Below are 24453 nucleotides of genomic sequence, written 5' to 3'. Positions count from 1 at the left end.
ACCGTAGACATTCAGGGCCAACCACGAAGGCGAGTAGAGTAGCGCCCATGAGGTCGCTGTCACTATCAGAGACGGACTCCCGGTCCTGGTTGCTCTTCAAGAGCCACTGGGCGGGGGTGATCGCCTCCCTGCTGGTCCTGGCCCTCATCACCAGCGGCGCATGGTGGTACCTGCGCGTCAGGGACCCCCTGGCCCCCCACCTCGAACAGCTCAGCACCGACCCCAACGCAGCACTGGACTACTTCGCCCCCGAGCCGCCAACCACCAGCCAGGACCAGGCCTGGTCGCCCTCAGACCAGGCCCTGACCCGCTGGGAGGGCCTGCACCACCGCCACTGGGGCTCCCAGGGCATCAACGCCCTGGCCCAGGCCCTGGCCCAAGTCGCCACCCTGCGCACCCCCAGCCCCCAGCACACCGATGAAAAGGCCTCCTGGGTCACCGCCCAGGGCATCACGCTGCTGGCCCAGCACCACACCTACCTATCCACCACCGGCAGGCAGGCAGTGGGCACCATCCTGGCCAACTGCGGCGCCGAACTCACACTCCTATCCGTCCTCCCAGAAGACAGGCCTGACGCAGGGAAAGTTAATGATAGCGAGCCCTATCAGACCACCCCGATGATCGTCCCGGGCCAGGAGAACAAGACCGGCCAGAATACGACACAGTTGGGCGTCGATATGACCACGCTCATCAACGAGGCCTCCAAGGACACCACCGCCGTGGCCACCATCGCCGCAGGCACCATCACCTACGCCTCCAACCGAGCCCAAGCCACCATCGACAAACGAATCGACACCTACACCAACTACGACAAAGAAGAAGCCATCGCCAGAGCCTTCGACACCAACATCGACCTCCTCGCCCGACTCGACAAACACGCCCAAAAAGCAGGATCCGGAGACAACGCCGCCAGCAGCTCAGTCAACACCGGAGCCGCCGCCGCACTCGTCGCCCTGAAGAACAACCTCATCCCCACCACCCTCGCCCACAACCAACCCTGGCTGCACATGGACAACCCCAACGACATCTCCACAGCCACCCTCACCACCACCAACACCACCACCCGCCAGGCCTATACCACCTGGGCCATCCACCTACCCCCAGACACAGCCATCACCTCCACCTACTTCCACGACATCCTTCTCAACAGACACCAACCTTCAAACACACACTGACGAACTGCCTGGCGTTGACCACATAACAACCACACCGCGACTCACTCCATCCAGGGCTCCGGATGGCGGATCCAAGCGTCCCGGCGGCGGAGCTCATGACTCTATTCGAGGGAGGGATCGAAAGTGGCAAGGGAAGAGCATCCCAATGACTGGCTCAGGTTGCTTGCCCAGCGGGCCAAGCATTTCACCCTGACATACCCCTGGCTCACAAGCCTGGTAGTGGTCTGCCTGGTATCAGCCAGTGGGGGCGCCTTCTGGGCATGGGGCCGCTACTACGGATATTGGGAGCCCTACTGCCTGGCACTGACCACCCAGGACGTGAAGCCCATCGTCGGCGAGGTCTCACATGGCACGTGGGCCCCCGCCAACGGACCCGAATGGCAAGAAGAATCGTACTGGGTATGTTACGTTTATGGCGAGAATCGGGCGGCTGTGTCCGTGGAGGTCACTCGTCAGGCCGACCGCAACATGACCAAGAAGACCGGCATGACAGTCCTGGAATCACGGGCCGCCATCCCCGGCGCAGTCAGCGAGCAGGTCCCCGGCATTAACCCGGGCAGCAACGCCACTGTTGTGCACTGGACAGGAAATGGCAACGCCGGCGCGGGCTGGTTCGAAGGCGACAGCGCTGTCGTCATCGACACGCCATGGCTCAAGGACGACTCCGCCGCACACGACCTCGCCCCGCACCTGGCGCAGATCGTCAAGAAACGCGCCCCCACCCTCCTGACCAGAACAGGCTACACCCCCACCCCACCACCGAGCCCACCAGACACAACACCCTCACCCCAATAACCGATTGAACCACAACCACACCGTAGACATTCAGGTGGAGTGGGTGGTGTTTCTCGGACAGGGGGATATTTTCGTCTCCCTTTTGATCCGATAGGATGGAGCCATGTCAAGGGCGAAGTACTCTGAGGAGTTCAAGGCACAGGTGGTGCGCGAGGTGATCGACAAAGAACGGTCGATCGCATCGGTGGCCGCCTCCTACGACCTGGTACCCCAGACCGTGGGCAACTGGGTCGCGAAACACAAGAAGGAGCACGGCAGCGAAGAGGAAAGGCAGGCAGCGGCTGAGGCTGTAGAGGTAGCCCGCCTGAAAAAGCAGGTCCGCGAACTGCAACAGGAGAACGAGTTCCTGAAAAAAAGCGGCGGCCTTCTTCGCGAAGGAACAGCAGTGAGTCAGAAGTACGATCTCATCAATCGCGAAGAAGGCAACTACCCCATCTCATCGATGTGCCGCTGGGCGAGGGTATCACGCTCGGGATACTACTCCTGGAGAGGCCACCCCCAGTCTCGCCGGGATATCAGAAGAAAAGAGCTGGAGGCTTTAGTCAGGGCTGAATTCGAGGCCTCTGATGGCACCTACGGGTATCGGCGCATCACTGCCCGCCTAGGACGGCGCGGCGTGGTGGTGCACAGTGACACGGTGCGCTACCTCATGCGCCAGGCCGGCCTGATCGCCGCCAGGCCGCGCCGAAAGGTCCGCACCACCACCCCGGCCGCAGATGTGAACTCCAGGCCCGATCTGGTGGAACGCGACTACCGCCGCCAAGGCACCGGGAAGGAAATGGGTGGGGGACATCACCTATATCCGCACCTGGGAGGGATTCGTCTACCTGGCCACCGCCGGGGACTGCGCCACAAAGAAAGTCGTTGGCTATGCGATGGCTGATCACATGAGAACCTCCCTGGTATGCGAGGCCATCGATATGGCCGTGCGCAACTGCCCTATTATCCGAGGTGAGACGATCTTCCACTCCGACCGGAGCTCTCAATACACCTCCGAGCAGTTCTCGGCACATCTGAACAGGTATGGCATCCGGGCCTCGGTAGGGCGGACCGGGGTGTGCTGGGATAACGCCTGGGCAGAGTCCTTCAATGCCACACTCAAGAACGAGAGGGCCCACCGCATGGTCTACCCCACACGCAAGAAAGCCATGAACGATATTGCCTCATGGATCGAGCTGACCTACAATCACACCCGCCTGCACTCAGCCCTGGGATACCGCACGGGCCTTGACCCTGGTTGTTGGACACGCTGATTCCGGCCTTGGGGCTGGGGAGAGCGAGATGATCTGGCTGGGGCCAGGAAGACCTACACCAAGGAGCTTGCGGCGTCGGGGGCGTGGACTTGTACGAGACGACGCCGGGGGCCACGGTGCGCAGCATCGCCGAGGATCTGGGCATCACCCGCGGGGCGCTGCGCCAGTGGCTGGCGTTGCATGGCACGGGGCGCAAGACCGGTGCCGGGTGGGGCGCCTGCTCCCAGCCCGTTGAAGCCGGGCGCTGGTAGTGGGGGCACTGACCGAGCCCCAGATCCTCAGGAGAGCCCGGCCGAGGCGATCGCCCGCCTGGAAGCCGAGAACAGGGCCTTGCGGGCCCAGGCGGCCAAGCTGACCACCGAACGGGACATCCTGCGTCAGGCGGCCAAGCATGTTTCGCGGGGGAGACGAACTGGTGAACCGCTTCCAGTTCGCCCGGGATCACAAGGGGCGCCTGGGGCGTGAAGCGGTTGTGCCAGATCATCGCCATCGGCCCGCTCCTCGTGCCCGCGCATGGCGGGCGGGCGCCTCCAAGCGGGCGGTGCGAGCCCGGGAAGACGCGGCCCTGGCCGCGCGCATCCGGGCCCTGCAGGACCCCGCCCAGGGCGGGGACCGCGCTTAGGGAGCCCCCAGGATCACCGCCGAGCTCAACGAAGGCGTACCGGCAGGCCAGCGGGCGGGTCACAAACGAGTTGCCCGGGTGATGGCCTGCGCCGTGCTGGCCGGCACCCGCCTGCGCCGCCGGGTGAGAACCACACGCCCTGATCAGGCAGGCCGCCGCTTCGATGATCTCATCAGTCGGGACTTCCGCATCGGGGAGCCGATACCGGCGGTATGTCGGCGATATTCCCCCACTTCGTGGGAGGTGCCCCCTCCTATCTGCCAATCCAGGACGGCAGCACTGGGTACTTCGCCTCGGTCATTGATCTGGGCTCGCGCAAGCTTGTGGGCTGGGCGATGGGCGACCACATGCGCACCGAGCTGGTCGAGGAAGCCTTGAAGGATGCCTGCGCCCAACCAGGCAGCCTTGCCGGGGCGGTGTTCCACTGCGATCACGGCTCGGTCTACACCTCTAAGGCCTACACCGCCCTGTGCGAGCAGCTGGTCCTGACCCAGTCCATGGGCGCCATCGGCTCGTCAGCCGACAACGCCCTGGCCGAGTCCTTCAATGCCACTCTTAAGCGAGAGCTCCTCGCCGATCACAAGGCCTTCCCCAACGTTGAGACGGCCTACAGGAGCGTGTTCCACTGGGCCAGCCGCTACAACACCCGAAGACGCCACAGCGCGATCGGCAACATCCCTCCGGACACCTACGAGAACACCGCCGCCGCTACACTGAAAAACGCCGCATGAAACACACCTCGTGTCCACACAACGGGGGTAAGGCCCCACACCCAACGAGGTCGAACGCCAACTCCTGGGACACCAGAAAGCAGCCTGACCCACATAACAACCACAGTCCGAAAAACACCCAGCACTCCAGGGCCAACCACGAAGGCGAGTAGAGTAGCGCCCATGAGGTCGCTGTCACTATCAGAGACGGACTCCCGGTCCTGGTTGCTCTTCAAGAGCCACTGGGCGGGGGTGATCGCCTCCCTGCTGGTCCTGGCCCTCATCACCAGCGGCGCATGGTGGTACCTGCGCGTCAGGGATCCCCTGGCCCACCGCCTCGAACAGCTCAGCACCGACCCCAACGCAGCACTGGACTACTTCGCCCCCGAGCCGCCAACCACCAGCCAGGACCAGGCCTGGTCGCCCTCAGACCAGGCCCTGACCCGCTGGGAGGGCCTCCACCACCGCCACTGGGGCTCCCAGGGCATCAACGCCCTGGCCCAGGCCCTGGCCCAAGTCGCCACCCTGCGCACCCCCAGCCCCCAGCACACCGATGAAAAGGCCTCCTGGGTCACCGCCCAGGGCATCACGCTGCTGGCCCAGCACCACACCTACCTATCCACCACCGGCAGGCAGGCAGTGGGCACCATCCTGGCCAACTGCGGCGCCGAACTCACACTCCTATCCGTCTTTTCGGAGGATGACCCCGGTATTGTAGGAGTTGATGAAAGTGAGCCCTACCAAACAGCCCCGATGATCGTGCCGGGCCAGGAGAACAAGACCGGCCAGAATACGACACAGTTGGGCGTCGATATGACCACGCTCATCAACGAGGCCTCCAAAGACACCACCACCGTGGCCACCATCGCCGCAGGCACCATCACCTACGCCTCCAACCGAGCCCAAGCCACCATCGACAAACGAATCGACACCTACACCAACTACGACAAAGAAGAAGCCATCGCCAGAGCCTTCGACACCAACATCGACCTCCTCGCCCGACTCGACAAACACGCCCAAAAAGCAGGATCCGGAGACAACGCCGCCAGCAGCTCAGTCAACACCGGAGCCGCCGCCGCACTCGTCGCCCTGAAGAACAACCTCATCCCCACCACCCTCGCCCACAACCAACCCTGGCTGCACATGGACAACCCCAACGACATCTCCACAGCCACCCTCACCACCACCAACACCACCACCCGCCAGGCCTATACCACCTGGGCCATCCACCTACCCCCAGACACAAGCATCACCTCCACCTACTTCCACGACATTCTCCTCAACAGACACCAACCAGACACCAGGAAACACTGAAGCGGGGTTCTGGGGTGGGTGGTGTTTCTCGGACAGGCAACGGCGACGCCAGCGCGGGCTGGTTCGAGGGCGACAGCGCCGTCGTCATCGACACGCCATGGCTCAAGGACGACTCCGCCGCACGCGGCCTCGCCCCGCACCTGGCCCAAATCGTCAAGAAACGCGCCCCCACCCTCCTGACCAGAACCGCCTACACACCCCAACCCACCATCACGCCTCCCACCGGTAACAACTCAACACCAGGCTAAGAGCCGTCCCCACCGCCATCACCCCAGTTCGGCCTGCCTCCCGTTTCCCGACACCGAGAACCGGGCCGGGGCTCACCCACCACCCAAGGCCAGCACCTGGTCGCTCAGTTCCGGCCAGACCCGCTGGTGCACGGCGCCAAAGGGCTCGGCCCCCAGGAAGACCGCCTGGCGCCCCGCCACGGGATCGACCCACAGGAAGGAGCCCGACTGCCCGAAGTGCCCGAAGGTCCGCTCGCTGTTGGCGCGGCCCGTCCAGTGCGGCGCCTTGGCCCCACGCACCTCCACCCCCAGGCCGAAGTCGTTGGGTGACTGGCGCCCATACCCGGGCAGGACGCCGTCGAGCCCCGGCAGGACCGGGGCGCAGGCCCGGGCCGCGAGCGCCGGGGAGACCAGGCGGGGCGCGGCCAGCTCGCGGGCGAAGGCCGCCAGGTCGCGGGGGCTGCCCTCGCCGGAGTACGCGGGCGAGCCGGGGATCATGACACTGGCCATCCCCAGGGGCTCCAGGACCACAGACTCCACCCAGGCCTCCAGGGGCATGGCCGTGGCCTCCTCCAGCCGCTCCCCCAGGATCTCGATACCCCGGTTGGAGTAGATGCGGCGCGCACCCGGCTCGGCCAGGTGGGCGTCGGAGTCGAAGGCGATCCCGGAGGCGTGGGCCAGCAGATGCCCGATCGTGGCGCCCGCCGGCGCCGGCGGCCCCACCTCATCGTCCAGGTCCAGCATCCCCCGCTCGACGGCGACCAACGCCGCCCAGGCAACAATCGGCTTGGTCACCGAGGCCAGGGGGAAGACCTCATCGACCGCGCCGGCCTCGATGAGCGTGCGCCCACCGCCGGTGGCCACCAGGGCGTGGGGGAAGTCGAGGGCCTCCAGGGCGGGCAGGGCCCGGACGACCTCCGAACCGCTCGGTGATGTCGGTGATGTGCGGGTACTCATGGCAGTGCTGTGACTCCTGATCGTCGGGTCGTACGGGACTCGCTGGCTCACCCGCATTCCGCTGGCTGACACGCCGCCTGCTGAGCCAGCGGAATGCGGGGGAGCCAGCAGAGCCCGGGTGAGCCGGCACAACGCGGCAGGCCCGGCCTCAGTGCAGGGCCAGGCGCTGGGCGTGGAGGATCTCCAGGGTCGGCGCGGTCGCGGCGGCGCCCACCCCGAGCTTGGTGGCGATGATGCGGGTGAAGGAGTCCAGGCGCGCGCCGGCATCCCGCAGGTCGTAGTAGTCCTGGACGAGCCGGTCGTAGTCGGCCAGGGCCTGCTCGTGGGTCTCCAGCCGCGGGTAGGTGTTGAGGCCGGTGGTGATCTCCCGCGGCAGGCGGGGCTTGTACTGGGGGTCCTGGTCGGGGTGGCCCACGATGAGTCCCAGCAGGGGGAAGGTACGCTCGGGCAGGTCCAGGGCGCGGATGACGGCGGGGGCGTCGCCCTGGATGGACCCCAGGTAGACGGTGCCCAGCCCCAGGGACTCGGCGGCCACCACCATGGACTGGGCGGCGATGAGCGTGTCCTCCACGGCCTGGAGGAAGACGCTCATGCGCTCCAGGGGCTCCAGGTCCGCCCCGGCCCGCTGGCGGATGACGGCGTTGCGGTGCAGGTCGACGACGCAGACGAGCAGCTCCCCGCGGGCGCCTCCCACGTAGGGCTGGCCGGAGGCGCCGTGGATCGCCTCGCGCACGGCGGGGTCGGTGACGCGGATGATGGTGGTCTGCTGGAGGAAGGAGGAGGTGGCGGCGTGGCGGGCCGCGTCCAGCACGGTGGTCATGGTCGCCTCATCCAGGGGCTCGTCGGTGAAGGCCCGGATGGTGCGGTGCGCCATGAGGGTGGCGATGGTCTCATTGGTCAGGGGCGTGGTCTGCGGGGTGCGCAGCGCGCGGGCGGCATCGGTCATGGATCCTCCTGTGCTCGTGCCCCGATCCTACGGCCCCCGGCCGGGCTCATCCCTGGAGTGACCCCGGATCAGCCCTTGACCCCGCCGGCCTCCACGCCGCGGAAGAACTGCTTCTGGGCGGCGACGAACAGGATGATGACCGGGGTCAGGGCGATGATCGTCCCCGCCGCCACCACGCGGGGGTTGGAGCCGAAGGCCGAGTTGAGGTACTGCATGCCCACGGTCAGGGTGTACTTGGCGGGGTCGGACAGGACCACCAGGGGCCACAGGAAGTCGTCCCAGGCCTGGATGAAGGACATGAGCGCCACCACCGAGGCCATCCCGCGCACATTGGGCCACACGATGTGCCGCAGGCGCTGGAGGGTGGAGGCGCCGTCGATGGCGGCTGCATCCAGGATGGCCTGGGGGATGGCGCGGGCGGCGGTGGCCATGAGCAGGACGTTGATGGAGGTGATGGCCGTGGGCAGGAAGACGCCCGCCAGGGTGTTGGCCAGCCCCAGGGACTTCACGGTCAGGTACTGGGAGGTCAGGGTGACCTCCCCGGGCAGCAGCAGCGTGGACAGGATGAGGGCCATGAGCACCCCCTTGCCGCGGAAGCGCATGGCCACCAGGGCGTAGCCCGCCATGGTGGCGAAGACGACGTTGGTGATGACCGTGGCCACGGACACCAGCAGGGAGTGCCAGGCGTAGGAGATGACGGGGATGGTGCGCATGACCTCCCCGTAGTTGGCCAGGGTGGGGTCGTTGGGCACCAGGTCGGGCGGGAAGGAGTAGATGTCCTCCATGGGGCCCTTGAGGGAGGTGGACAGCTGCCACAGGAAGGGACCGACGGTCAGCACCATGATGAGGGTCATGAGGGCGTAGCGGGTGAGGACCCCCGCGAGGCTGGGCTTGTTGAAGCCGGTCTCGCCGCGGCGCCTCCAGGGCCGCTCCGGCCCGGTGAGCCGACGCCGCGGGGCCGGGCGACCAGTGCTGGTGGGGGCGTGTGCCATCAGTGCTCACCATCCTGGGGGCCCGCCACCGCACTGGCGGAGCCGACGGCGCCGGTGGCGCGGGTGGTCGTGGTCGCGCTCCCGCCGCCGGGGGCCGGGCCGTCGGGGCCCGCCGGGGCGGCACCGCCCTGCGCAGTCCTGGTGTCGCGCCTGACGGCGCGGGTGCGGCGGCGCTGGGCCAGGGCCTGGCGGATCTCGCCACCCTGGTTGATCCAGCCCACCAGGGCCAGGGGGCCGATGGTCAGCAGGAAGAGGACCACGGAGATGGCCGAGGCGTAGCCCAGGTTGCCGTTGAGTCCCTTGCCGGTGAGCTGGATGAGCATGACCAGGGACTGCGCCTGGCCGCCCGGCCCCCCGGAGCCGTTGGTGAGCACGTAGATCTCGGAGAAGATCCTCATGGCCGCCACGGTGATGAGCGCGGAGATGAGGAGCATGGCGGGGCGCACCGCGGGCACCGTCACCGTCCAGAAGCGCCGCCAGGCCCCGGCCCCGTCCAGGGCGGCGGCCTCGTGGAGCTCGCGGTCCACCGCGGTCAGGGCGGCCAGGTAGACCACCATGTAGTAGCCCAGCCCCTTCCACACGGTCAGGGAGATCGCCGAGAGCAGGATGAGCCAGCGGTCGATGAGGAACTCGATGGGCTGGTCGGTCAGCCCGGTGAAGGCCAGGGACTCGTTGATGATGCCCTTGGTGTCGAAGACCCAGGCCCAGATGATGCCCACGACCACCACCGAGGCGATGACGGGGAAGTAGTAGGTGGTGCGGAAGACCGCGATTCCCGGCAGCCGCCGCTGCACCAGCAGCGCCAGGCCCAGTGGCAGGAAGGTCAGCAGGGGCACGCAGACCAGGACGTAGACCAGGCTGGTGACCATGGCGTAGCCGAAGCGCTCGTCGGCCAGGAGCCGGGTGAAGTTCTCCATGCCGACGAACTGCGGGGTGCGCAGCGGGCGCGCATCGGTGAAGGACAGCACGACCGTGTTGAGGAACGGCCAGATCGAGAACACCACGACCCACAGGATCGCCGGTGCCAGCAGCAGGTAGGGCACGAACCAGCGGTGCGTTCTCATCGCGTGTCATTCTCCTGACGTCATGGGTGGGGCTGGGGGAATCGCGGTCTTCCCGGCTCAGCCGGCCTGGTTGGCGTTGGCGTACTCCACGGACTTGTCCAGCGCCTCCTGGATGCCGATCTCGCCCTTGACGGCCAGGGCCATCTGCTGCTTGAGGTAGGTGTCCATGTCGTAGGTGAACTGGATGGGGTACTCGGGCCGCGCCTCGTCGATGACGGCGGAGGCCTCCGTGATGGCGGTCTTCTGCAGCTCGTTGTCGACGACGTCGGTGAAGGCCTCGGGGGACTCGTTGCCCTCCTTGGTGCCGGGGAAGAAGCCCTGGGCGATCTTGAGGAAGGCGATCTGGTTCTCGGTGCTGGTGACGAACTGGGCGAAGGCCAGTGCCGCCTGCGGGGCCTTGGAGGCCTGGGAGACGCAGATGCCCTGGATGAACAGCGGCGGGTGGCCGATGCGCGGGGTGACCACTGACTTCTCCAGGACGGTGGGGGCGTCCTTGGCCATGTCGGAGGCGAAGCCGGCGGCCCCGGTGGTCCAGGCGGCCTTGCCCTGCATGTAGAGGTCCTTGTTGCCCAGGTAGTCGGCGTTGAGGGCCTCGGCGGGCATGGCGCCCTCCTCATAGGCCTTCTTGTAGCGCTCGACGACCTTGACGGCCTCGGCGGTGTTGAACACGAAGGCGCCGTCCTTGTAGATCTCCACCCCGGCGGCCGACAGGGTGCCGGTGCGCGGGACGTCGGAGATCATCTTGACCTCGCCGTTGGTGGCCTTGGCCACCGTCGAGGCCATCTCGAAGAGCTCGTCGAGCGTGGTGGGCAGCTTGGCGGTGTCCACGCCCGCCGAGGACAGCAGCTCGGTGTTGTACCAATTGAGGTCGGTGCCCAGGTACCAGGGGTAGCCGTAGTGCCCCTCGATCCCGGGGAAGGCGTAGGCCTCGGCGGCGGCCTCGACGTACCCGTCCAGGAGCGCGGCGTCAGCGGCCCCCAGGTCGGTGAGCTGGTCGACCTGGGCGAGCTTGTAGGCGAACTCGGGGGGCAGGTTGATGACATCGGGCAGCTCCCCGGAGTTGGCCTGCTGGAGGATCTTGTCCTCGTAGCCGTCCCCGGGCTGGTCGATCCAGTTGACGCTCACGCCCGGGTGGGCCTCCTGGAAGGCCTTGACCAGATCCTCGAAGTAGGGGGTGAAACGGTCGTTCTTCAGCGACCAGGTCTGGAAGGTGATCTCACCGGAGACACTGCCATCGGTGGAGCCCGAGCCACCGGAGGAGGAGGTGCCGGTGGATCCGGTGCAGGCGGCCAGGCCGGCGACGGCGCCGGCGGACAGGCCGAGCAGGACCCCGCGGCGCGAGGGGCGGTAGGGGAGGTTCATCGGAGGGATTCCCTTCGTCGTTGGAGGAAACTGCGGCGTCATTGCCTAGGTGGAAGATACTACATCGGTTTAGCAGTGCTGCGGTGCTCTACTCCTTCTCTCCTTCCCATCGCGCTTGCCGTATCCTTCACTCCGCGGCGGCCGGAGCCGCGCCGGGCGGCAGGGCCAGGGCCGGGGCGGGGCCCCGGGCCGCCTCCCCGACCCACCGGTCGAAGAACTCCCCCGCAGGGGCGCTCAGGGATCGGTACGAGGGGCTGGCGCTGGGCAGGGTCATGGTGCGCGCGGCGGTCCGGCCCGGCGCCGCCCCGCCCCCCTGCTCGGGTGCCGCCGTGGGCAGGGCGCGCACGCGCTCGGCGGTCCGCCGGAAGGCCTCGCCCGCGGGCTTGACCCTGCCCTCGGAGTCGATGAGGCCCAGGGTGTGCTCGAGCTCGGGGAAGTCGGCCAGATCACGGCTGACGTCGTGGGAGCACCACCAGGTGATGGCCTCCAGTCCCGGCGCGGGCGGGTGGCCGTCCAGGCCGGTGAGGTGGGCGATGGTCTGCTCAACGAAGCCGGGCGCCTCCTCGGGGGCGACGTGGGTGCTGGGCGCGCCGACCTCCTGGAGCCAGATGGGGCGCCCCGGCCCGCCCCAGGCGCGGGCCAGCTCCACCAGGTAGCGGGCGAAGAGCGTCAGGGCCGGGTGCCCGGGGCCGTAGCGGGGGCCCACGGCCATGAACACCCAGGAGTGCACCGTGGTCGCATCCCCCAGGCCCACGGCGTGGGCGGGCTGGAAGGGGTGGGTGTCGTCGAACCACAGGTCGTCGTCGAAGCTGTGGGTCAGGCGGGCCTCGGGCCAGGCCTGCCGCGCCGCGCCCATGAGGCAGCGGGCCCAGTCCTGCGCCTGCTGGGGGGTCAGCTCGCTCCTGGCGGGGTGGCGGTGGGCGGCGAACTGGATGAACTCGTTGCCCAGGCTCAGCCCCTCGGCATGCGGGCGCCCGCGCAGCTCGGCGGCCAGGGTGCGCACGAGGGCGGCCTGGGCGCCGAGCACCTCGGGGTCGGTGAACAGGTTGCGCCCGTGCCAGGTGGTGACCCAGGAGGGCAGGAAGTCGAAGGAGGACAGGTGGCCCTGGAGGGCGTCCACGGTCACCCGCAGCCCGGCGCGGCCGGCGGCGTCGACCACGCTCAGGACGTCGTCGATGGCGCGGGGGCGGATGAGGCCGCGGTTGGGCTGGAGGAGGGGCCACAGCGGGAAGATCCGCACATGGTCCGCCCCCAGGGCCGCAATGGCCTCCATGTCCTCGGCCACCAGGCCCGCATCCAGGTCCAGCCAGGAGTGGAACCAGCCCACGCGCGGGGTGTAGTTGACTCCGAAGCGCATCATCACTCGCCTTCCCCCGTCACCGGCCGCCTGGGGCTCAGGCGGATCGTGGCCACCCCGAAGGGGTGCAGCTCGAAGGCCCAGGCCCCCTGGGCCCCACCGGCCTGCCTCCCGCCCGGGGCCTGCGCCCCCGCGGGCTCGACCCGCACGCCACGCTCCGAAGGCGCCCCGTGCAGGTCGGCGCCGACCGCCCCGCCCATCTCGGGGGCGCTCAGGATGACGCGGCTGCGGGCCCCGCGGGCCTCGTAGAGGCGCACCAGGACATCCCCACTGCCGTCGTCGGCGGCGTGGAGGGACTCCACGACGGCGCCGGTGGCCCGCACCAGGGGCGCCACCCGTTCCTCCAGGCCTGCCAGCCCGGTCCCGGCGGGCAGCGCCAGCTCGCGCACGGGCAGGTCCAGGCGGTAGGCCTCCTCGCGCACGGCGTCGGGGGTGGGGCAGGCCAGGAGGCGGAAGCCGAAGCGGTGCACGCCGCGGTCGGCCCGCGGATCGGGGAAGCGCGGGGCGCGCAGGAGGGTGGCGCGCACCAGGGACCAGGTGCCCGCCCCCTGCCGGCTGTGGCGGGTGATGTCCCAGCCGTAGGTGGAGTCGTTGGCCACGCCCAGACCGCGGCCCGGCTCGCCCACGTGCAGCCACTTGTGGGCGCAGACCTCGAAGCGGTAGGCCTCCCAGGAGGTGTTCTCGTGGGTGGGGCGCCTCAGGTGGCCGAACTGGGAGCCGTAGACGGCGTGATCGGTGTGGACATCCACCGGCAGCGCGAGCTTGAGGACCTTCTCGCTCTCGCGCCAGTCCACCTCCGCATCCAGGCCCAGGACGCTGCTGCCCGCCGCCAGGGTCCACCGCAGCCAGGCGCGGGAGGCGCCGAAGGCGACCTCGACGACGACGCGCACCACGCCGTCGCGCTCCTCCACCGCCTCCAGGCTCCCGGCCAGCTCGCGCAGGGACCCCCGGTAGAAGGGGTCGAGGTCCCAGGCGTCCCACTCATTGGGCAGGTCCTGGGCGATCTGGAGGACCCCGAGGCGCTGGCCCGGCGGGACGACCTCCTGCGCCGGGGCGCCGTCGTGGCGGACCAGCAGGGAGGCCACCGCGCCATCGGGGGTGAAGCGGGCGCGCAGGAGCCCGTTGTCGACCACGACGCCCTGCCCGGTGCGCTCGATGGTGGGCCCCGGGCCCCCGGCCCCCCGGGGCGCGCCCGCCGGCAGGAGGGCCGCGCCCATGGGGGCCAGCCCCGCCCCGCCGTGGTCCCGCCCCACCGGTGCGGTGTTGAAGGCGATGGTGGGGCCCGGCGCACCGGCCTGGTCGGGATCGGCCGGGTCGAGGGGATCGGCCCCATCCCCCTCATCGGCGGGCCCGGGCGTCTGGGCGCACCTGCGGGGGCGGGCCGGGGGCTCCCCCGGGTCGCCGTCGCGCACGGGGACGCCCGTGGCCAGGGCGCGGCGCGCGGTCTGGGACAGGGCCAGGGCGGTGGCGATGACGCTGTCCTGGGCGGCGCGCGCATCCTCATAGACCCAGGCGATGGAGGAGCCCGGCAGGATGTCGTGGAACTGGCACAGCAGCGTGGCGCGCCACAGGTCGCGCAGGAGGGTGTGGGGGTAGCCCGCGGGCAGCAGGCCCCGCACCCAGGCGGTGGTGCACCAGGTCTCGGCCTCGCGCAGGGCGGCCTCGGCCCGGCGGTTGCCGCGCTTGGTGGCCGCCTGGGTGGTCAGGGTGCCGCGGTGCTTCTCCAGGTAGAGCTCGCCCACCCACACCGGGGCGTCGGGGTACTGGGCGCGGGCGCGCTCGAAGAACTCCCGGGGGCTCATGTGCTCCATGCGCGGCGAGCCGGCCAGGCTGGCGGTGCGCTCGATCCGCTGGAGCATCTCGCGGGTGGGCCCTCCCCCGCCGTCGCCGTAGCCGTAGAGGAAGAGCTCGACGTCGGTGCGCCCCTTGTCCTTGAATCCGCTCTGGGCACGCTCGAGCTCCTCGGCGCCGACCTCGGCGCCGTAGGTGTCGGCCGGTGGGAAGTGGGTGAAGATCCGGGTGCCGTCGATGCCCTCCCACCACAGCGTGTGGTGGGGGAAGTCATCGACCTGGTTCCAGCTGATCTTCTGGGTCAGGAAGCTGTCGTAGCCGGCCAGGTGGGCCAGCTGGGGGAGGCTGGCGCTGTAGCCGAAGGAGTCGGGCAGCCAGATCTCGTGGCACTGGGCCCCCAGCTCCTGGCGGAAGAAGGCGGTGCCCTCGGTCAGCTGGCGCGCCAGGGACTCCCCCGAGGGCAGGACGGCGTCGGGCTCCACCCACATGCCGCCCACCGGCACGATCCGGCCGGCCGCCACATGCCGGCGCACCCGCTCGAACAGGGCGGGCTCGTCCTGCTGGAGCCAGGCCAGGTGCTGGGCCGCCGGGAGGGCGAAGACCATGGGGGCGCCGTCGTCGAGCAGCCGCAGCGCATTGGCCAGGGTGCGGGCGACCTTGCGGCGGGTCTCGCGCACGGGCCACAGCCAGGCCGAGTCGATGTGGGCGTGGCCCACCGCCCCCAGGGTGATGGCATCGCCGTGGGCGGGGGCCTCCAGCAGCGGGGTGAGCATCCCCCGCACCCGGGCGGCGGTGCCCGGCACATCGGCCAGGTCCAGGTGGTCCAGGGCGCGCGAGAGGCCGGTGAGCAACTGCCAGGCCCGGGGCGAGGACTCCGGCAGCACGCGGGCCAGGCCCTCCAGCACCTCGACGTCGGCCGCCAGGTCGCGCACCTCGTGGCGGACCTCCACCAGGGCGGCGCGGCGGAAGGTGTAGAGGGGCTCATGGGACTGGGTGGATCGGGATCCCTCCTCGGTGGGCAGGAAGGGGTGGATGTCGAGCAGGAGGGGGTTGGAGGCGGCCTCCAGGTAGACCAGCGCGACGCCCTGCTCATCGATCATCCCCGGGAGCAGCGGCACCCAGCGGTTGCGGGGGTTGACCGCCTTGACCACCTCCCCCGAGGCGCTGCGCACCAGGGCCTCGCACTGGAATCCCGGGGAGTGGTCGGCCCAGCCCAGGTCCAGGTCGAGCTCGAGGCCTTCCAGGCCCGGGCCGCCGGTGCGGAGGTGGGCGGGCAGGGCCACGCGCAGGCGGAACCAGGTGGTGCCCCAGGCCGGGCCCCAGGCGGCGGGCAGGCTCACGGGCCGGTAGGGGGCCCCGGGCGCCATGGCCCGCTGCGGGGCGATGGGCTCGCCCGCCCCGGGGACCCCGGCCACGGGGCCCTCGCGGTCCACCAGCTCCCAGGCCTCCACCTCCACCGGGGCGAGGTCGTGCAGGATCGCCGGGCGGATGCGCTCATCGAGGATGCGGTCGATGTGCTTGAGGAGCATGGGACGGTTGTCGTGCACGGCGGCCTCCATTGGCAGACGATGAGCGCGAGCCGCGGGGAGGGGCTCTGTTCTCAACCGAGCCTAGACTAAACCGCATTAGTGATGCGGGCAAGGGGATTCCCGCTGGGAAAACAAGAGAGTCCACCAGCCCCATCACCGCCGCTGCAGTGGAATACTCCCACCATGGAACGCCCCACGATCCGCGACATCGCCACCGTCGCCGGCGTCTCCCCCTCGGCCGTCTCCTTCGCCCTCAACGGCCGCAGCGGGGTCTCGCAGACCACCCGCCGCCGCATCCTGGCCGTGGCCAACGAGATGGGCTGGACCCCCAACGCGGCGGCTCGGGCCCTGTCGGCCTCCCGGGCCGGCGCCATCGGCCTGGTCATCGCCCGCCCCAGCCAGTCCGTGGCCGCCGAGCGCTTCTTCTTCGAGTTCATCCTGGGCATGCAGGCGGCCCTGACCTCGGCCGGCGTGGCGCTGCTGCTGCAGATCGTCACCGACCCCGCCCAGGAGATCGCCACCTACCGCACTTGGTGGTCCCAGCACCGGGTCGACGGCGTGGTGGTGGTCGACCCGCGCCGCGAGGACCCGCGCCTGGCCTCCCTGGCCGAGCTCGGCCTGCCCTACGTCCTGGTGGGCGAACGCGACGAGGCCGGCATGCCCTCGGTCATCGGGGACGAGGAGGGGATGATCGAGATCGTCATCACCCACCTCCTGGAGCAGGGGCGACGCCGGATCGCCTACATGTCGGGCATGTCCACCCTGCTGCACACCGAGCGGCGCGGCGCCGCCATGGCCTCACTGGGGCGCAGCCGCGGCGTGGAGATCATGGTCTCCACGGCCCCGGACTACACCGAGCGCTCCGGGGCCCAGGCCACCACCGAGCTCATCGCCGGGCCCCGCACCCCCGACGCCATCGTCTACGACAACGAGGTCCTGGCCGTCGGCGGGCTGACCGCCCTGCGCGAGGAGGGACGGCGCCCCGGGGCCGATATCGCCCTGGTCTCCCTGGAGGACTCCCCCCTGTGCCGGGCGCTGAGCCCCTCGCTGACCTCCGTGCACCGGGAGCCTGCGATCATGGGGGACACCGCCACACGCCTGCTGCTGGAGCACCTGTCCCAGGAGGGCAGCCGGCCCCGGGAGGACAGCCGGGCGGTCCAGTGCGCCGCCCCGAGCCTGATCATCCGCGACTCCTCACCAGCCTCCGACAGCCCCGCGCCGGAGGGCGGGACGCGGGCCGTCCGCTGAGGGCCCGCACCTCACGAAGCACCGCCGCACGGGCCTCACCACTGGGGAGCGCCCCCACCCGTGGGCCCCACCGCAACGGGACCGCCCTGCCGTCCCAGCACCCCGATGCCGCTAGGCTCATGGGGATGCCCTTCTACCACCGTCCCCCCGCTGACCGCGGGCCCCTGCGGCCCCTGCCCGACCAGACCGGGGCGCCCGTGAGCCCGCTCCCGAGCGCCCCGGGCGCCAGAGTCGCCGGCCCCGTGCCCGCCACCGCAGCGGCGGGCGCCCCGGGAGGCGAGGCCGGCACGGTGGGCTACGCCGTCGTCGACCTGGAGACCACGGGCCTGTCCCCCGCCACGGATGCCATCATCGAGATCGGCCTGGTCCTCACCGATGCGCAGGGCCGCCCCGAGCACCACTGGTCCACCCTCATCGACCCCGGGGCCGACACGGCGGTGGGCCCCACCCGCATCCACGGGCTGGTGGCCGAGGACCTCATCGGCGCCCCCGCCCTGGGGCAGGTCGCCGACCTGCTCGTCAGGGAGCTGGCGGGCCGCGCCGTGGTGGCCCACAACGCCCGCTTCGACCTGGGCTTCCTCACCCAGGCGCTGGGAGGGCTCGGGCTGCTGCGGCGCGGGGCCCGCGTGCCGCGCGTGTGCACGATGGAGTGGTCGCGCCACTTCATGGACACCCCCTCGCGCCGCCTGACCGCCTGCTGCCAGGCGGCCGGGGTGGCCATCGACCGGCACCACTCGGCCCTCGACGACGCCATGGCCGCCGCCGGGCTGCTGCGGCACTACCTGGCGGTGGGGGCCCGGCGCGGGGAGCCCCCCGCCTGGGGCCGGGCCCTGGAGGACGCCCGGGGCTTCACCGGCTGGACCTGGGATGAGGACCGGGCCGATCAGGCCCGCCGCCTCCTGGTCGAGCGCCGCCGGCCCGGGGCCCTGCGCGACCCCCAGCACTCCTGAGACAGACGCATGAGCACGGGCGCGACGGCGCCCCTCGGAGTCGATGACCTACCGCGTCGGCGCTACTGGCCGGGCTCGGGCTCCTCGCCCAGGGAGACCAGGAAGCCGTCGTCGTCCACCGCTACCCCGGAGACGGCCTTGACCAGGACGGTGGCCAGCTCCTCGACCAGGTCGCGGGCGGCCTGGCGCTCGCGGCGCCGGGCGCGCGAGACCGTCTCCTCGTAGGCGTCCCCCGGCTCCACCGGCTTCCACCTCAGGTCGTAGGACAGCACGGCGCCGCGTGCCCAGCTCTCACCGCGCACCGCCAGGGGGAGCCCGTCGGTAGCCCCCACCTGCACCTCGATGCTCCCCCAGCCCTCGCGCTGGGCATCGATCGGGGCCACGACGGCGTAGCCGTCGCGCTCCTCCTCGATGACCTCGCCGGAGGCCGCCGCCCGGGCCTCCTCGGCCTCGGCCTCGGCGCGCACCTTCTGCGAGGTGCGCCAGGCCTCCTCGAAGACATCCGCCCCGATGCGCTCCACGAGCCGCTCCAGCTTGTCGGGGTCCACGGCGTCCAGGCCGATGACCCGCGCCGGCTCGACCGCGTGGAGGGCGGGGCGCACCCCGGGGGCGATCTCCCCCAGGAGGCCGGCCAGATCCTCCGGGCCGATCCACACCGGGGCGTAGACGGTCAGGGAGGCGGAGACCTCCGGACTGGGCTCGATGAGGACCGGGGCAGCGCCCTCCGGCGCTCCCGGCACCACCCGTAGCGCGCCGGCCAGGCGGCGGGCGATCGCCCGCAGGCGGGTGAGGGCCACCAGCTCGGCGCCGGTGGGCTGGGCCAGGGGGAAGGCATCGGCCAGGGGGTCCTTGCCGGCCAGCTCGGGGGGCATCGCCCCGGCCCGCACGCGCGGGCAGTCCAGGACCATGAGCTGGGTGGTCCACTCCGGTGCCCCCAGCAGGGCGCGCATCTCCGCATCGACATTCCAGGGGCCCTGGAGGGAGGCTCCCGGGAAGAGCTGGAGGTTGGAGACCCCCACCCATCCGGCCTGGATGTCCTGGGACAGGGCCAGGGCTTCGACCTCGTCGGGGGTGACGTCGTCGGCCAGCAGCAGGAGGTGGTGGGTGTCCAGGCGCCCCACGGGCAGCATGGAGCCGGCGGAGAAGGTGCCGGTGTCGGTGGGCAGGGAGACTGCCAGGTCGGTGGGCTCGCTCATGCGCTCTCCTCAGGATCGGTGCGGTGCCCGGCGTCGGTGATCCGCAGCCGGTGGAAGGACAGGTGGGAGCGCGAGGCGGTGGGGCCGCGCTGCCCCTGGTAGCGCGAGCCCGCGGCGCCCGAGCCGTAGGGGGCCTGGGCGGGGCTCGAGAGGCGGAAGAAGCACAGCTGCCCCACCTTCATGCCCGGCCACAGCATGATGGGCATGGTCGCAGTGTTGGACAGCTCCAGGGTGACGTGCCCGGTGAAGCCGGGGTCGATGAAGCCCGCGGTGGAATGGGTCAGCAGGCCCAGGCGGCCCAGGCTGGACTTGCCCTCCAGGCGGGCGGCCACGTCATCGGGCAGGGTGATGCGCTCATAGGTGGCCCCCAGGACGAACTCGCCGGGGTGGAGGACGAAGGGCTCATCGGGGCCCACATCCACCAGGTGGGTGAGGTCCTCCTGCTCGGCGGAGGGGTCGATGACCGGGTAGCGGTGGTTGTCGAACAGGCGGAACCAGCGGTCCAGGCGCACATCGATGGAGGCGGGCTGGATCATCTGCGGGTCGTAAGGCTCCAGGGCGATGCGGCCGGTGTCGAGCTCGGCGCGGATGTCACGGTCGGAGAGCAGCACGGGGCGATTGTGCCAGGTGCGGCGCCGGGGCGGCGAGCGCGGGCCCCGCCGCGGGCGCCATCCTCAGGTCACGGGGATGCCGTGGGCGTCAACGCCCCAGGGGTAGGAGCCGGGCTGGGCCGCGCACACGCAGATCGCCTCGATGAAGGCCCAGATCCACACCGGTAGGGCGAGGAATCCTGCGGATATCAGGGTGATGAGCAACTGGGCCACTCCCTTGCCGGTGCGCCCCAGGTAGAAGTTGTGGACGCCCAGGACCCCCAGGAAGAAGGCGAGCACGAAGACGACCACCTTGGACTTGGGCGCCACGGGGGCGCCGTAGGCGCCGGGGCCCGCATAAGGGGCGGCGTAGGGAACGCCCAGCGCCGGGCCGTAGGCGCCGGCATAGGGCGCGGCCGACGGCGGACCGTAGGCGACGGCGTAGCCGGCCCCCTGGGGCGGCAGGCCGGCACCGCCGAGGGGTGCCGCGGCGTAGGGGTCGACCGGCGCTCCCGGGCCCGGGGCGTAGGGGGCGGGCTCGAAGGGCACCAGCGCCGAGGGCGCGTAGCCGGACGAGGGCCCGGGCCCGTCCAATGCCATGGAGGGGGCGGAGGGGGCGTGGTCCTGCGCCCCGCCACCGGCCAGGAGGACCGGGTAGGCGCTGGTGACCTCCTGGACCGGGTAGGCCTCGGTCCAGGGCTCTTGCTGAGGGCTGGGAGTGCTGGGGCTGGTCATGGACGAATGATCGCAGAGTCCGGCCCCGACGCCGATTTGTCAGCCCCGGGGGCATGTAGGGTATGCTTCACCAGCACCTCCCAGGAGGCGCAGCACGCGGGTGTAGTTCAATGGTAGAACTTCAGCTTCCCAAGCTGACAGCGCGGGTTCGATTCCCGTCACCCGCTCCAGCAGATGGCCGGCCCCCCAGGGGCCGGCCATCGTTCATCTTCCCTCACCTCCCCTCGTTCGCCGGCGCCCCGCCCCGATGACCGCGGCCGTCCCGGGTCGTCTCCGGCCCGCCGTCCTCCGCCAGCAGCGGGCCCTCCTGCCACGAGCCCTCATACGGGTGCCGCTGCCACCGCCGCGCAGGCAGCGGGGAGGGGTGGAGCGCACCCGTGCTCCACCCCTCCCCGAGATCATCGGGGCTCACGGCCGAGCCCCGATGAGGGATTCACCCCCGCGAGCGCCGGGCGCGCAGGACCAGGTAGCCGCCCAGGAGGGCGATCGCCGCCAGGCCGAGCCCCGGCAGCAGGGCCGCGCCGGTGCGGGCCAGTGAGCTGCTCGGCGCACCGCTCGCAGCACTGGCCGTCACTGACGGCGAGGGCGCGGGGCCCTGCCCGCCTCCCGGCGTCGGCTGCGCCATCGCACCGTCGGAGGGCCTGTTGATCTCCTCGGGCTGCGTGCTCGACGACGCCGAGGGGGACGGTGCCGTCGAGGAGGCGCTCGCCTGCGGGCCGGGGGTGGAGGCCTGGGCACTGGGCTGCCGGGTGGGCGCGGCGCTGGGCTGCGACGACGCCTGGTCGTCGGGCATCCTGCTGGGGCCGGGGCTCGGCTGGCCGCCGGGGCCGTCACTGGGCGGGGCCGCAGGGCCGGCGTTCGACCCATCGCCCGGCGTCGTGCTCGATCCCGCCTCCGGCCCCCGGCTCGGCTCCAGGCTCGGCACCTGCGTGGGCCGGCCATCGGGAGCGGCACTGGGCCCGCCGGTGGTATCGGCGCTCGGCTCGGCCGTGGCCTCATCCGTCGCCCCGTTAGTGGGGGCGCCGCTGGGCCCCGAGGTGGCCTCGGCGGTCGGTGCGGCCGTGGGCTGCTCCTCGGGCGCGGCGCTCGGTGAGGGGCTGGGCGAGGGGCTGGGAGCCGGGCCGGGGACGCTGTCCAGGGAGACGGAGGCCTGGGCGGTTCCGCCGTCCCAGGCGATCGGGAAGACCAGCTCGACCCGGCCGGCGGCTCCGGCGGTGCTCACGGTGAACTCGTAGGTGGCCTCGTCTCCCGCAGCGACGGTGTCGGGGCCTGCCCCGCTGGGCGTGACCGTGATCCCCTCGACGGCCCCCTCGACCTGGGGAAGGCCCACGCTCACTCCCGTGAGGTCCTGGCCGCCGGGGTTGGTCAGGGTCACGGTGACGGTGGCCTCCGAGCCCGGGGAGATGCTCGGGGCCGAGGCTCTCGCCGAGGCCCGGACCTGGGTGCAGGCGTTGTCCAGCCAGGCGGTGGAGAAGCTGCGGTACCAGATGCCGCCGTAGTTCCCGTCCTCGCTGAGCAGGCCGATGCTGCCGTTGGCCTGCACGGCGATGGTGCTGTAGCCGATGAAGGCCTCGTTGAAGATGCGGCTGGTGGCCCAGGTGGCGCCGTCGTCGCAGGACATGGAGATGGTGCCGCGGTCACGGCTCCAGGGCACGGGGTTGGGCGAGTGGCTCAGCAGGAGGACCTTGGCCCGCGGGTCGTCGGGCGCGGCGCCGGGGAAGGCCCGGATGATCTGGGCGTTGTCCACCGAGTCCGGCAGGCCGGTGTCCGAGCGGGGCTCGCTCCAGGTCTGGCCGCCGTCGGTGGAGGTGGCCACCTTGCGGTAGCCGCTGCCGTCCGAGACGCGGGAGTTAAGCATGAGGGTGCCGTCGGAGAGCTCGACCACCTTGTTCTCATCCATACCGGTGCCCGCCGGCCGGCCCGCGTGCCAGGAGGCGCCGTGGTCGTCGGAGTAGACGGAGACCGCGCTCACCTGCCCGCTGGAGGTCTTGATCGTGTACTGCTGCACCAGGCGCCCGGCGTGCTCGCCGCGCTGGATCTGAATCCCCTGGCCGGAGGCGGCGAAGCGCGAGATCCAGGAGGCGTCGGGGGTGATCTCGGCGGTGATGGTGCGGTGGGTCCAGCTCCAGCCGTTGTCGGTGGAGGTGGAGACCTCGGCATGGATGACGCCGCGGTCTTCGGGGTCGGTGCCGGCGCGGGAGCCGCCCCAGCCCTGGTCGTAGGACTTGACGTGGAAGTTGAAGATGGTGCCGGTGGCGTAGTCCACCACGTAGCTGGGGTCGGAGTATCCCACCTTCTGGCCGGTCTCAGTGCCCTGGTGGATGTAGGTGGGGGCGGACCAGGTCTGGCCGCCGTCGGTGGAGCGCCGCTGGACGATGTGGTTGGGGTTGGGCGCGTCGCCTCCGCCGTTGCCGTTGTCCTTGGGCCGCTCGTCGTAGGAGACCAGGAGGTCGCCGTTGGGCGCGGTGGCGATGGCAGGGATGCGGTAGTTGTCGGTGGCCGTGTTGGCGGCCAGCTGCTGGGGATCGGTGAGGAAGGCCTCCAGGCCAGGGTCGGCGTTGGGGGCCTCGGCGGGCTCGGCCTGCGGGCGATCGGCGACGACGGTCAGCGCCTGGCCGCTGGCGGTCAGGGTCTGCAGGAGAGCGCCGTCGGGGCCGGTGGCCGTCAGGGTGATCTGCGGCGTCCAGGTGCCGTAATCGGCGTCGGCCTGGGTCAGGGTGTGGGTCAGCGCCTTGCAGTTGTAGACGGCGCGCTCCCCCGGGGCGAGGTTGCGCCAGTTGCACTGGGAGCCCAGGTCGTCGAAGGAGGAGCCGGTGGCGCCCACGGTGATGGTCTGGGGGGACAGGGAGCGCACGCGCACCGTGTAGCTGACGGTCTCCCCCACCGTGTAGGAGTCCTTGGGCGAGGCCGGGGTGAAGGACTCCACGCGCAGGGAGGCGGCGGTGACGGGGCTGGTGGCGCCCTTGATGCTCTCAGGGGTGTTCAGGACGGCGCCCGAGTATCCGGGGGCCTTGATCTCGTAGGTGATCTCCGGGGTGAAGCCGCCGGCGGCGATGTCCTCGGCGGTGACGGTGTGGGTGGCCAGGCCGGTGCAGTCGGTCTTGGTGGCTCGCGCGGCGATGGACCTCCAGCGGCACTTCGAGACGCCGCCGGACAGGTTGGTGCTCGTAGGCGCGAAGGACCGCTCCTGGTCACTGGTGTTGGTCACCGCGATGTCGAAGGTCATGACATCGCCGACCGCGTAGATGCCGTCCTGCGGAGCGTTGACCTGGGTGATGGCGATATCCGCCATGCCGTCGGTGGTGGGAGTCGCGTGGGCGGGTGGCGCCGCGGCGATGGCACCGGTGAGCGCCAGAGCCAGCGAGCCCAGGAGCGCGGGCAGCCGTCTGAGACTGATGGGCCTCTTCCTTGTCATACATAGGTCCCTTCGGGATGGGGAGCATCGTCGCCCCCAGGGAAGATCGCAGACAGATAACGTCTGACGTCCTACGTACGATAACGGATGATCTCGATCCTACAAACTCCAGCGCAGGAAAGGCGAGGAATCCGCCACGATGGGCCCGATCCGCCTGTGACTATGTGATGACGACGGCCTGCGGGCCGCCCCGGTCCGGGTCACGACTCGGCATCGGATGCCCGG

Annotated in this window: 19 protein-coding genes, 1 tRNA gene and 1 pseudogene; 10 read left to right on the top strand and 11 right to left on the bottom strand. The window is 70.6% G+C overall.

The features are described from left to right. Positions 1–47: 47 nt before the first annotated feature. From MANAM107_RS13110 to MANAM107_RS07140, 7 genes and pseudogenes are all read left to right on the top strand, one after another. Complete coding sequence (locus MANAM107_RS13110; protein ID WP_263421883.1) at positions 48–1175, top strand: DUF6571 family protein; 1128 nt, start codon at positions 48–50, stop codon at positions 1173–1175. 438 nt (positions 1176–1613) lie between these two features. Then, positions 1614–1970, top strand: a complete 357-nt coding sequence (locus MANAM107_RS07160; protein ID WP_223906749.1) for a hypothetical protein — start codon at positions 1614–1616, stop codon at positions 1968–1970. Between the two features lie 103 nt (positions 1971–2073). Further along, on the top strand, positions 2074–2853 hold the full coding sequence (locus MANAM107_RS07155) for an IS3 family transposase (protein ID WP_263421882.1): 780 nt from the start codon (positions 2074–2076) through the stop codon (positions 2851–2853). Continuing rightward, the gene (locus MANAM107_RS13105) at positions 2753–3223 is read left to right on the top strand and encodes an IS3 family transposase (RefSeq protein ID WP_263421881.1); all 471 of its coding nucleotides are present in this window, start codon (positions 2753–2755) and stop codon (positions 3221–3223) included. The genes MANAM107_RS07155 and MANAM107_RS13105 overlap by 101 nt, the downstream gene beginning before the upstream one ends. A gap of 33 nt (positions 3224–3256) precedes the next feature. Next, positions 3257–4576 (top strand): annotated as a pseudogene (locus MANAM107_RS07150) (IS3 family transposase). A gap of 162 nt (positions 4577–4738) precedes the next feature. Beyond that, positions 4739–5869 carry a DUF6571 family protein gene (locus MANAM107_RS13100; RefSeq protein ID WP_263421880.1) on the top strand — a complete coding sequence of 377 codons (1131 nt, stop codon included), beginning with the start codon at positions 4739–4741 and terminating at the stop codon, positions 5867–5869. Between the two features lie 14 nt (positions 5870–5883). Then, entirely contained in the window at positions 5884–6117 is a 234-nt protein-coding gene (locus MANAM107_RS07140) for a hypothetical protein (protein ID WP_223906746.1), read from the top strand. 72 nt (positions 6118–6189) lie between these two features. Here the strand turns inward: MANAM107_RS07140 and MANAM107_RS07135 are convergent, their stop codons facing one another. The 7 genes from MANAM107_RS07135 to MANAM107_RS07105 all read right to left on the bottom strand — a co-directional run bounded on the left by MANAM107_RS07135 (position 6190) and on the right by MANAM107_RS07105 (position 16112). Continuing rightward, the gene (locus MANAM107_RS07135; RefSeq protein WP_223906743.1) at positions 6190–7053 is read right to left on the bottom strand and encodes a serine hydrolase domain-containing protein; all 864 of its coding nucleotides are present in this window, start codon (positions 7051–7053) and stop codon (positions 6190–6192) included. Between the two features lie 148 nt (positions 7054–7201). Beyond that, positions 7202–7999: an NADPH-dependent oxidoreductase gene (locus tag MANAM107_RS07130; protein ID WP_223906739.1), complete on the bottom strand. Its 798-nt coding sequence runs from the start codon at positions 7997–7999 to the stop codon at positions 7202–7204. A gap of 68 nt (positions 8000–8067) precedes the next feature. Further along, positions 8068–8991 (bottom strand): carbohydrate ABC transporter permease, encoded by a 924-nt coding sequence (locus MANAM107_RS07125; RefSeq protein ID WP_223906737.1) that lies wholly within the window; start codon positions 8989–8991, stop codon positions 8068–8070. Next, entirely contained in the window at positions 8991–10055 is a 1065-nt protein-coding gene (locus MANAM107_RS07120) for a carbohydrate ABC transporter permease (RefSeq protein WP_223906735.1), read from the bottom strand. The genes MANAM107_RS07125 and MANAM107_RS07120 overlap by 1 nt, the downstream gene beginning before the upstream one ends. A 57-nt stretch (positions 10056–10112) precedes the next feature. Next, a complete protein-coding gene (locus tag MANAM107_RS07115) occupies positions 10113–11417 on the bottom strand; it encodes an extracellular solute-binding protein (RefSeq protein WP_223906732.1) in 1305 nt (434 codons plus the stop codon). A gap of 127 nt (positions 11418–11544) precedes the next feature. Continuing rightward, positions 11545–12777 (bottom strand): glycoside hydrolase 5 family protein, encoded by a 1233-nt coding sequence (locus MANAM107_RS07110; RefSeq protein WP_223906729.1) that lies wholly within the window; start codon positions 12775–12777, stop codon positions 11545–11547. After that, on the bottom strand, positions 12777–16112 hold the full coding sequence (locus tag MANAM107_RS07105) for an alpha-mannosidase (RefSeq protein WP_223906727.1): 3336 nt from the start codon (positions 16110–16112) through the stop codon (positions 12777–12779). Before MANAM107_RS07105 ends, MANAM107_RS07110 begins: the two co-directional genes overlap by 1 nt. A 165-nt stretch (positions 16113–16277) precedes the next feature. Between MANAM107_RS07105 and MANAM107_RS07100 the strand changes: the two genes are divergently transcribed. After that, complete coding sequence (locus MANAM107_RS07100; RefSeq protein WP_223906723.1) at positions 16278–17342, top strand: LacI family DNA-binding transcriptional regulator; 1065 nt, start codon at positions 16278–16280, stop codon at positions 17340–17342. Between the two features lie 125 nt (positions 17343–17467). Next, positions 17468–18292 (top strand): 3'-5' exonuclease, encoded by an 825-nt coding sequence (locus tag MANAM107_RS07095; RefSeq protein WP_223906720.1) that lies wholly within the window; start codon positions 17468–17470, stop codon positions 18290–18292. A gap of 62 nt (positions 18293–18354) precedes the next feature. Here MANAM107_RS07095 and MANAM107_RS07090 read toward each other — a convergent pair whose 3' ends face one another. The 3 genes from MANAM107_RS07090 to MANAM107_RS07080 all read right to left on the bottom strand — a co-directional run bounded on the left by MANAM107_RS07090 (position 18355) and on the right by MANAM107_RS07080 (position 20813). After that, positions 18355–19488 carry a hypothetical protein gene (locus MANAM107_RS07090; RefSeq protein ID WP_179901095.1) on the bottom strand — a complete coding sequence of 378 codons (1134 nt, stop codon included), beginning with the start codon at positions 19486–19488 and terminating at the stop codon, positions 18355–18357. Next, positions 19485–20099 (bottom strand): dCTP deaminase, encoded by a 615-nt coding sequence (gene dcd / locus MANAM107_RS07085; RefSeq protein WP_179901096.1) that lies wholly within the window; start codon positions 20097–20099, stop codon positions 19485–19487. Before dcd ends, MANAM107_RS07090 begins: the two co-directional genes overlap by 4 nt. 63 nt (positions 20100–20162) lie before the next feature. Then, positions 20163–20813, bottom strand: a complete 651-nt coding sequence (locus MANAM107_RS07080) for a TM2 domain-containing protein (protein ID WP_223906717.1) — start codon at positions 20811–20813, stop codon at positions 20163–20165. Positions 20814–20909: 96 nt separating this feature from the next. Here MANAM107_RS07080 and MANAM107_RS07075 point away from each other — a divergent pair. Next, positions 20910–20983: transfer RNA gene (locus MANAM107_RS07075), tRNA-Gly, on the top strand. A 263-nt stretch (positions 20984–21246) separates the two neighbouring features. Here MANAM107_RS07075 and MANAM107_RS07070 read toward each other — a convergent pair. Continuing rightward, the gene (locus MANAM107_RS07070; RefSeq protein ID WP_223906714.1) at positions 21247–24228 is read right to left on the bottom strand and encodes an exo-alpha-sialidase; all 2982 of its coding nucleotides are present in this window, start codon (positions 24226–24228) and stop codon (positions 21247–21249) included. Between the last annotated feature and the right edge of the window lie 225 nt (positions 24229–24453).

It is taken from the genome of Actinomyces capricornis, assembly GCF_019974135.1.
Taxonomy (GTDB): Bacteria; Actinomycetota; Actinomycetes; order Actinomycetales; family Actinomycetaceae; genus Actinomyces; species Actinomyces capricornis.
Note: the sequence above shows the minus strand (reverse complement) of the source record. Positions and strands in the feature narration are given on the sequence as shown.

Bases quoted from the DNA above. Each gene is read 5' to 3' on its own strand.
- MANAM107_RS07120 (WP_223906735.1), bottom strand. From the start codon at position 10,055: ATGAGAACGCACCGCTGGTTCGTGCCCTACCTGCTGCTGGCACCGGCG.
- MANAM107_RS07155 (WP_263421882.1), top strand. From the start codon at position 2,074: ATGTCAAGGGCGAAGTACTCTGAGGAGTTCAAGGCACAGGTGGTGCGC.
- MANAM107_RS07110 (WP_223906729.1), bottom strand. From the start codon at position 12,777: ATGATGCGCTTCGGAGTCAACTACACCCCGCGCGTGGGCTGGTTCCAC.
- MANAM107_RS13110 (WP_263421883.1), top strand. From the start codon at position 48: ATGAGGTCGCTGTCACTATCAGAGACGGACTCCCGGTCCTGGTTGCTC.
- MANAM107_RS07095 (WP_223906720.1), top strand. From the start codon at position 17,468: ATGCCCTTCTACCACCGTCCCCCCGCTGACCGCGGGCCCCTGCGGCCC.
- MANAM107_RS07090 (WP_179901095.1), bottom strand. From the start codon at position 19,488: ATGAGCGAGCCCACCGACCTGGCAGTCTCCCTGCCCACCGACACCGGC.
- MANAM107_RS07080 (WP_223906717.1), bottom strand. From the start codon at position 20,813: ATGACCAGCCCCAGCACTCCCAGCCCTCAGCAAGAGCCCTGGACCGAG.
- MANAM107_RS07100 (WP_223906723.1), top strand. From the start codon at position 16,278: ATGGAACGCCCCACGATCCGCGACATCGCCACCGTCGCCGGCGTCTCC.
- MANAM107_RS07130 (WP_223906739.1), bottom strand. From the start codon at position 7,999: ATGACCGATGCCGCCCGCGCGCTGCGCACCCCGCAGACCACGCCCCTG.
- MANAM107_RS07070 (WP_223906714.1), bottom strand. From the start codon at position 24,228: ATGACAAGGAAGAGGCCCATCAGTCTCAGACGGCTGCCCGCGCTCCTG.
- MANAM107_RS07125 (WP_223906737.1), bottom strand. From the start codon at position 8,991: ATGGCACACGCCCCCACCAGCACTGGTCGCCCGGCCCCGCGGCGTCGG.
- MANAM107_RS07135 (WP_223906743.1), bottom strand. From the start codon at position 7,053: ATGAGTACCCGCACATCACCGACATCACCGAGCGGTTCGGAGGTCGTC.
- MANAM107_RS13100 (WP_263421880.1), top strand. From the start codon at position 4,739: ATGAGGTCGCTGTCACTATCAGAGACGGACTCCCGGTCCTGGTTGCTC.
- MANAM107_RS07115 (WP_223906732.1), bottom strand. From the start codon at position 11,417: ATGAACCTCCCCTACCGCCCCTCGCGCCGCGGGGTCCTGCTCGGCCTG.